The sequence below is a fragment of the Halogeometricum sp. CBA1124 genome (genome assembly GCF_009741955.1).
Taxonomy (GTDB): domain Archaea; phylum Halobacteriota; class Halobacteria; order Halobacteriales; family Haloferacaceae; genus Halogeometricum; species Halogeometricum rufum.
In genome coordinates, this window is the sequence record NZ_WPCD01000028.1 from 22,575 (window position 1) to 28,930 (window position 6,356).

Sequence of the window (6,356 nt, forward strand, 5' to 3'; positions counted from 1 at the left end):
CGGCGACCCGCCGCGCGGCCGGCGGGTCAGTCGGCGTCGAAGGTGGTGAGTGCGCCGACGGGCGCCTCCGTGATGTCGCGCGCCCGGTCGATGCCCTCGGTGCCGACGGAGATGAGGGCGAAGACGCCCGTGACGTTCGCCTCCGACTGGAGGGCGATGTCGAGGAGGAGTTCCTGCGTCTCGCCCGACCGGATGAGGTCGTCCACGATGAGGACGTTCTCGCCCGCCGAGATGGCGCGGGCGGGGAGGTAGTACGTCAGTTCGATGCCGGAGGCGAGACGCTGTCGGGACTCGATGAACTCCTCGACGGCCGTCTCCTTTGACTTCTTGGCGTAGGCGACGCGCGCGTCGAAGTAACTCGCCATCGCGGCCCCGAGGGTGATGCCGTCCGTCGCCGCCGTGAGCACCACGTCCGGACGTTCGAAGCCGAGCGTGTTCGCCGCGACGGGCGCGACGAGGTCGAGGAACGACTGGTCGAAGACGACGCCCGAGTTGTCCACGTAGCCCTCGTCGTCGAACTCGACGCGACTCTCCAACTCCGTCGCGAGTGCGTCGCGGCCGACGCCCTGCACGACGTCGCGGGCGCGTTCGACGCCCGGGAGGACGTGTCCGTTGACGTAGCGGTTGAGGTCCCCCGCCGGGAGTCCGGTCAGGTCGGCGAGTTCGTCGTACGTCCGAGTCTCCTTGAGCATCCGGAGGACGGCGACGGCCTGCAGTTGGAGGGCCGCTTTCTCCGCTCTGTTCATACCCCGTGACTCGTGATTACGCAAGTATGAATACTTCGATACGTTTCGAAGGAGGGAATCAGCATGTACGTGAATCAGTCACGTTCCGGCCGCGGACGTGCCGCGCGGCGGTGTGACGGCGCAGCGGAGAACGACTACGTCGGGGGCCGGAGCGGCGCGAAAACGGTGCGGAACGGTGAAGCGAGACGCGAGACCGGCGGGTCGCGGACGCGGTTACTCCGGTCGGTCGGCGTCCGCGAGGAGGTCCCGGCGGTGACGAGGGCGTCGAGTTCCACGTCGGCCTCGGCGAGTCGGTCCGCGGCGCCCTCCTGTCTGTCGACGACGACGAGGACGCGGTTCACGACGGCCCCCGCCTCGCGAAGCGCTTCGACGGCGTCGAGCGCGCTGTTTCCGGTGGTGGCGATGTCTTCGAGGACGACGACTTCCTCGCCCTCCGTCAGGCGCCCCTCGATGCGCTTGGCCGTGCCGTACTCCTTGGCCTTCTTGCGGGCGATGACGTAGGGGACGTCCATCTCGGCGGCCGTCACGGCGACGAGGGGGACGGCGCCGAGTGCGACACCCGCGAGTTTCTCCGCGCCGGCGAGTTTCTCCGCGAACGCCTCGGCGATGAGACGGAGGCAGTGGGGGTCCGTCTCGAACAGGTACTTGTCCACGTAGTAGTTCGAGGTGCCGCCGTGAGACAACTCGAACTCGCCGAACTGGACCGCGTCGGCGTCCCGAAGGGCCGCGATGAGTTCGTCGTTCGCCATGTCGTTTCGAGAGGGACCACCGAGGCGCTTAAACGGGTTGGTTCAGGGGCGAAGGCGACGCAGTGCGGAGGTGGTGCGGTGGCGGGAGGGCACCGATGCCGTACCGCGAGGCTCCGCCTCGCGGGAGGGTTTTGGTCCAGCTTTTTGCGATGAGCGGTCGCACTTCGCGCGACCCGAATCTGCGAAAAGGTGGGTTACCAGGGTTCGTCCTTCAGTCCCAGATAGTACGCCCCGACGTTCGTGGTGACGTGGAGAATCGGGGTGACGACGAGAACGACGCCGAGGACGGGGAGCGTGAACGTGCCCGTGAACCACGCGAAGTCGAGGGCGGCCGCGAGGAGGAGTGCGCCGACGACGAAGTCGAGTTGGTCGAGTCCGGGGAACGCCGCGCCGCGTTCGCGGCCGGTCCGACGCTTGAGGAACGAGGCGGCGACGTCGCCGAGCATTGCGCCGAACGCGAGGCCGAACGCGCCGAGCGTCGAGAAACGGGGGAGCGTGACGCCGAGTGCGGACCCCACCGGGTCGGCGGCGGCGTTGCAGAGGAACGCGAGGGCGAACCCGACGAGCGTTCCGACTGCCGTCCCGCGCCACGTCTTGCCGTCGCCGAGGACTCGACGACCGCCCCACGTCCGTCCGCCGTCGATTGGCGCGCCGCCGCCGGCGAGGACGGCGGCGTTGTTCGGCACGTAGGCGGGGAGCATCGCCCAGAACGCGCCGACGACGAGTTCGATGACCATACGGGGGCGTCGGCACGCGGGACAAAAGCCCCGGTGATTCCGTCGCGCCGCCGACACCTCCCAAACGGTGAACGAAAACCCTGATTACTGGACGACCGTAAGACGGGACCGATGATTCCTCCAATCGCCAGTCGGTTCGTCGCCGGGGAGACGGCCGCGGCGGCCTTAGACCACGCGCGACGGACGAACGAGGAGGGCGTGAAAGTCATCCTGAACCTCCTCGGGGAACACTACGACGAACGGGCGCCCGCGGACGCCGACACGGCGGCGTACGAGCGCTTGATAGCAGACATCGACGGCTCTGGACTCGACGCCTGCGTCTCGGTGAAGCCCTCGCAGATCGGCATCGACGTGAGCGACGCGGCGTTCCGCGAGAACTACCACCGCATCGCCGGGGCGGGTGCGGACCACGACGTGTTCGTCTGGTGCGACATGGAGGACGCCGACACCACCGACGTGACCCTCGACGTGTTCGAGGAGGTGGCCCGCGAGTACGACGGCGACGTGGGGCAGTGCGTGCAGGCGAACCTGAAGCGGACCGAGGAGGACCTGGAGCGTCTGGCCGACGTGCCGGGGAAGATTCGACTCGTGAAGGGCGCGTACGACGAGGACCCCGACATCTCCTACAAACAGAAGTCGAGAGTGAACGAGAAGTACGAGGAGTATCTGGAGTTCCTCTTCGAGGAGTACGTCGGCGGCATCGCCGTCGGCAGTCACGACCCGAAGATGATAGCGGCCGCCGAGGAACTGGCCGCCGAGTACGACCGGGCGTTCGAGGTGCAGATGCTGATGGGCGTCCGCGAGGACGCGCAACGCGAACTCGCCGCCGAGGGCCGCGAGGTGTGGCAGTACGCGCCGTACGGCGACAAGTGGATGTCGTACTTCTACCGGCGCGTCCGGGAGCGAAAGGAGAACCTCCTGTTCGCACTGCGCGCCGTCGCGGGCGTCTGAGCGCCGCCCCGAGCGATACCCGGACAGAAGCCCTCTTAACCCTCGGGCTTCACCTACTCACCGATAGATGTCTTCGTGGAGACGCGATTTCGCAAGCGGATTGGTCGTACTCGTCCCCATTCTCGTCATTCTGTACGTCCTCAGCATCCTCTACAACAGTATCGTCAGGCTGCCAGTCATCAAGGAACTGCAGGAACCGTACGGCTTCTTCGTCGCCATCGTCGTCTTCGTCATGCTCGTCCTCTCGGTGGGCTACCTGATGCGGACGACCGCCGGCCGACTGTTCGAGTCCGGCATCGACGCGACGATGAACAGGGTGCCGCTGATCCGCGTGTTGTACAACGCCTCGAAACTCGCCGTGGAGACGGCGCTGACGGGGACCGAGGACCTGCAGAAGCCCGTCAGACTCGAAGTGTGGCCCGGGATTCGGATGACGGCGTTCAAGACGGGGAAGACGACGCAGGACGGCCGCGAAGTCGTCTTCATGCCGACGGCTCCGAACATCACCACCGGGTTCGTGATGGAGGTCGAACCCGAGGACCTGACGGAGACGAACGAACGCGTCGAGGAGGCCCTGACGCGCATCCTCTCGGCCGGGTTCGCCGAGGACGAGACGTCGGCCGCGATAGACATCGAAGTGGACGAGGAGCGAAAGCGGTAGCGACGGCGGCGCCGATTCGGACCCCGCGACAGACTTTTGCTGCGACCGGGCGGGGACGCCACATGGAACGGAGACACGTCGCCTCGGGGACCGAGTGGGAAGCGCGCGTCGGCTACTCGCGGGCGGTGCGCGTCGGCCCGCACGTCCACGTCTCGGGGACGACGGCGACGGACGCGGACGGCGAAATCGTCGGCGAGGGCGACGCGGGCGAACAGACGCGGCGGGCGTTACGCAACGTGGAGTCGGCGCTGACCGAGGCCGGTGCCGCCCTCTCGGACGTGGTTCGGACGCGGATGTACGTCACCGACATCGACGACTGGGAGGCCGTCGGCGACGCCCACGCCGAGGCGTTCGGCGACGTGCGGCCCGCGACGAGCATGGTGGAGGTGAGCCGTCTCATCGACCCCGCGTTGCTGGTCGAAGTCGAGGCGACGGCGATAGTCGAAGCGGAGTGAGCGCGGAGAGCGGAGACCGAGCGGGTCAGTTCAGACGTAGGTGAACCACTCGTCGTGGTCGTCGGTGCGGCGTTCCACCAGGTCGAAGAACGCCTGCTGGAGTTCCTCGGTGACGGGGCCGCGGGAGCCGTCCCCGATCTCCACGTTGTCCACCTGACGGATGGGCGTGACTTCGGCCGCACTGCCGGTGAAGAACAGTTCGTCGGCGGTGTTGAGTTCGCCGCGACTGATGGAGACGTTGTCGTGGACCTCGTAGCCGCGTTCCTCGGCCAGCGTGATGAGCGTGTTGCGGGTGATGCCGTCGAGGATGCTCTCGGAGAGACCGGGCGTGAACAGTTCGCCGTCGCGCACGAGGAAGATGTTCTCGCCGGGACCCTCTGCGACGTTGCCCTCCTTGTTCAGGACGATGGCCTCGCGGTAGCCGTTGCGGCGCGCCTCCTCGCCCGCGAGCAGGGAGTTCACGTACAGGCCCGTCGTCTTCGCGTTCGTCGGAATCTGGCTGGAGGAGTGCTTGCGCCACGAGGAGACCATCACCTCGATGCCGTTCTCCAGGGCGTCCTCGCCGAGGTACGCGCCCCACGGCCACGCCGCGATGGCGACGTTCGTCGGGCAGTCGCCGGGCGAGACGCCGAGGGTGTCGTAGCCGTAGAAGGCGATGGGCCGGATGTAGGCCGCCTCGAGGTCCTGCCGGCGCAGGAGGTCCACCGTCGCCTCGGTGAGTTCCGCCGGTTCGAACGGAATATCCATCTCGTACGGCTTCGTGGACTCGTAGAACCGTTCGAGGTGTTCCTCCCAGCGGAATATCGCGGGGCCCTTCTCGGTGTCGTACAGGCGGACGCCCTCGAAGACGCCGGTTCCGTAGTGGAGTCCGTGTGTGAGCACGTGAATCTGGGCGTCGTCCCAGTCCACGAATTCGCCGTCCATCCAGATGGTGTCGACGTCCATCTCGTCAAATCCCATGTCCCGTGCTTTTTCGCGTCGGGATATAAAAGAATCTGTAGTCTGCGAGGGGATGTCGCGGTTCGGTCGTCCGACGCGGGAGAGACGGAGCGAGTCGGAACCGCCCGCTGGGTTTTTTCGGCCGGTGTGCGTCTGAGACAGACGAATGTCAGAGTCCGAGTTCGACACGGCAGACGCACCCGGCACGTCGGCGGCACCCGAGACGGTGGCGGTCACCGGCGGCACCGGCCGAATCGGTCCGACCGTCGTCGAGACGCTCCAGTCCGCCGGCCACCGCGTGGTCAACGTCTCGCGGTCGGGCGGCGACACGAGAGCGGACGCCGACCTGCGCGCCGACATGACCGACGCGGGCGAGGCGTACGGCGCGTTCGCCACCGCCGACGCCGACGCCATGTCCACCTCGGGATGCTGTCGACGCCCGACCACGATCCCGGACACGTCGTCTTCGAGAGCAACGCGATGAGCACGTACAACGTCCTGCAGGCCGCCGAGGCCCTCGACGTCGACACCGTCGTCCTCGCGTCGAGTCTGTCGGCGGTCGGCGCGAGTTTCGAACCCGACGGGATTCGCCTCTCGTATCTCCCCCTCGACGAGTCGCACCCGGTGTCGCCGTCGAACCCGTACGGATGGCAAGCAGGTGCTGGAGGTGACCGCCGACGGGTTCGCCCACCGGGCCGACGGCCCCGAGACCGTCGCCTCGATTCGGTTCCCGTGGATGCCCAGCGACGAGCAGATGCGCGAGACGTTCGAACGCGCCGACCGGACCCCGGCGGGACTCCGCGAGGCGGGCCACTTCGAGACGGCGCGCAACACGCTGTTCTCCTACCTCGCGCAGGAGGACGCCGCCGACCTGGTCCGGCGGGCCGTCGCCGCCGACTTCGAGGGCCACGAGCGGTTCTTCGCCGCCGCGCGCGACACCAGCGCGGACGTGCCGACGGAGGAGTTGGTCGAGGAGGTGTACCCGGAGGTAGAACGGCGACGGGAGTTCGAGGGGCACGAGGCGCTGATTTCGACCGAGAAGGCGTCGCGGATGCTCGATTGGGAGCCGGAGCGGAGTTGGCGGTAGTGCCTCAGCCGAGTCGCTCGACCAGGTCCTC

The 6,356-nt window shown here is 67.5% G+C and carries 6 protein-coding genes and 2 pseudogenes; 4 read left to right on the plus strand and 4 right to left on the minus strand.

Annotated features, from left to right (window positions below):
* Positions 1-26 precede the first annotated feature (26 nt).
* The 3 genes and pseudogenes from GJ632_RS06195 to GJ632_RS06205 form a co-directional block, all read right to left on the minus strand.
* Positions 27-746 (minus strand): phosphoribosyltransferase family protein, encoded by a 720-nt coding sequence (locus GJ632_RS06195; protein ID WP_191452418.1) that lies wholly within the window; start codon positions 744-746, stop codon positions 27-29.
* A gap of 213 nt (positions 747-959) precedes the next feature.
* A pseudogene (pyrE, locus tag GJ632_RS06200) lies at positions 960-1,495 on the minus strand (orotate phosphoribosyltransferase).
* Positions 1,496-1,689: 194 nt separating this feature from the next.
* On the minus strand, positions 1,690-2,232 hold the full coding sequence (locus GJ632_RS06205; RefSeq protein ID WP_191452420.1) for a CDP-2,3-bis-(O-geranylgeranyl)-sn-glycerol synthase: 543 nt from the start codon (positions 2,230-2,232) through the stop codon (positions 1,690-1,692).
* Between the two features lie 111 nt (positions 2,233-2,343).
* Here GJ632_RS06205 and GJ632_RS06210 point away from each other — a divergent pair, with 111 nt between their 5' ends.
* From GJ632_RS06210 to GJ632_RS06220, 3 genes are all read left to right on the plus strand, one after another.
* The gene (locus tag GJ632_RS06210; RefSeq protein ID WP_191452421.1) at positions 2,344-3,183 is read left to right on the plus strand and encodes a proline dehydrogenase family protein; all 840 of its coding nucleotides are present in this window, start codon (positions 2,344-2,346) and stop codon (positions 3,181-3,183) included.
* A gap of 67 nt (positions 3,184-3,250) precedes the next feature.
* Positions 3,251-3,844 carry a DUF502 domain-containing protein gene (locus GJ632_RS06215; protein WP_089804317.1) on the plus strand — a complete coding sequence of 198 codons (594 nt, stop codon included), beginning with the start codon at positions 3,251-3,253 and terminating at the stop codon, positions 3,842-3,844.
* A gap of 62 nt (positions 3,845-3,906) precedes the next feature.
* Entirely contained in the window at positions 3,907-4,299 is a 393-nt protein-coding gene (locus GJ632_RS06220; RefSeq protein WP_191452422.1) for a RidA family protein, read from the plus strand.
* Positions 4,300-4,329: 30 nt separating this feature from the next.
* Here GJ632_RS06220 and GJ632_RS06225 read toward each other — a convergent pair whose 3' ends face one another.
* The gene (locus tag GJ632_RS06225; protein WP_089804313.1) at positions 4,330-5,259 is read right to left on the minus strand and encodes a branched-chain amino acid transaminase; all 930 of its coding nucleotides are present in this window, start codon (positions 5,257-5,259) and stop codon (positions 4,330-4,332) included.
* 145 nt (positions 5,260-5,404) lie between these two features.
* On the opposite strand from GJ632_RS06225, the pseudogene GJ632_RS06230 reads away from it, so the two are divergent.
* Positions 5,405-6,325, plus strand: a pseudogene (locus GJ632_RS06230) (NAD-dependent epimerase/dehydratase family protein).
* Positions 6,326-6,356 lie beyond the last annotated feature (31 nt).

Coding starts and splice junctions, on each gene's coding strand:
- GJ632_RS06220 (WP_191452422.1), top strand. CDS start 3,907: ATGGAACGGAGACACGTCGCCTCGGGGACCGAGTGGGAAGCGCGCGTC.
- GJ632_RS06205 (WP_191452420.1), bottom strand. CDS start 2,232: ATGGTCATCGAACTCGTCGTCGGCGCGTTCTGGGCGATGCTCCCCGCC.
- GJ632_RS06225 (WP_089804313.1), bottom strand. CDS start 5,259: ATGGGATTTGACGAGATGGACGTCGACACCATCTGGATGGACGGCGAA.
- GJ632_RS06195 (WP_191452418.1), bottom strand. CDS start 746: ATGAACAGAGCGGAGAAAGCGGCCCTCCAACTGCAGGCCGTCGCCGTC.
- GJ632_RS06215 (WP_089804317.1), top strand. CDS start 3,251: ATGTCTTCGTGGAGACGCGATTTCGCAAGCGGATTGGTCGTACTCGTC.
- GJ632_RS06210 (WP_191452421.1), top strand. CDS start 2,344: ATGATTCCTCCAATCGCCAGTCGGTTCGTCGCCGGGGAGACGGCCGCG.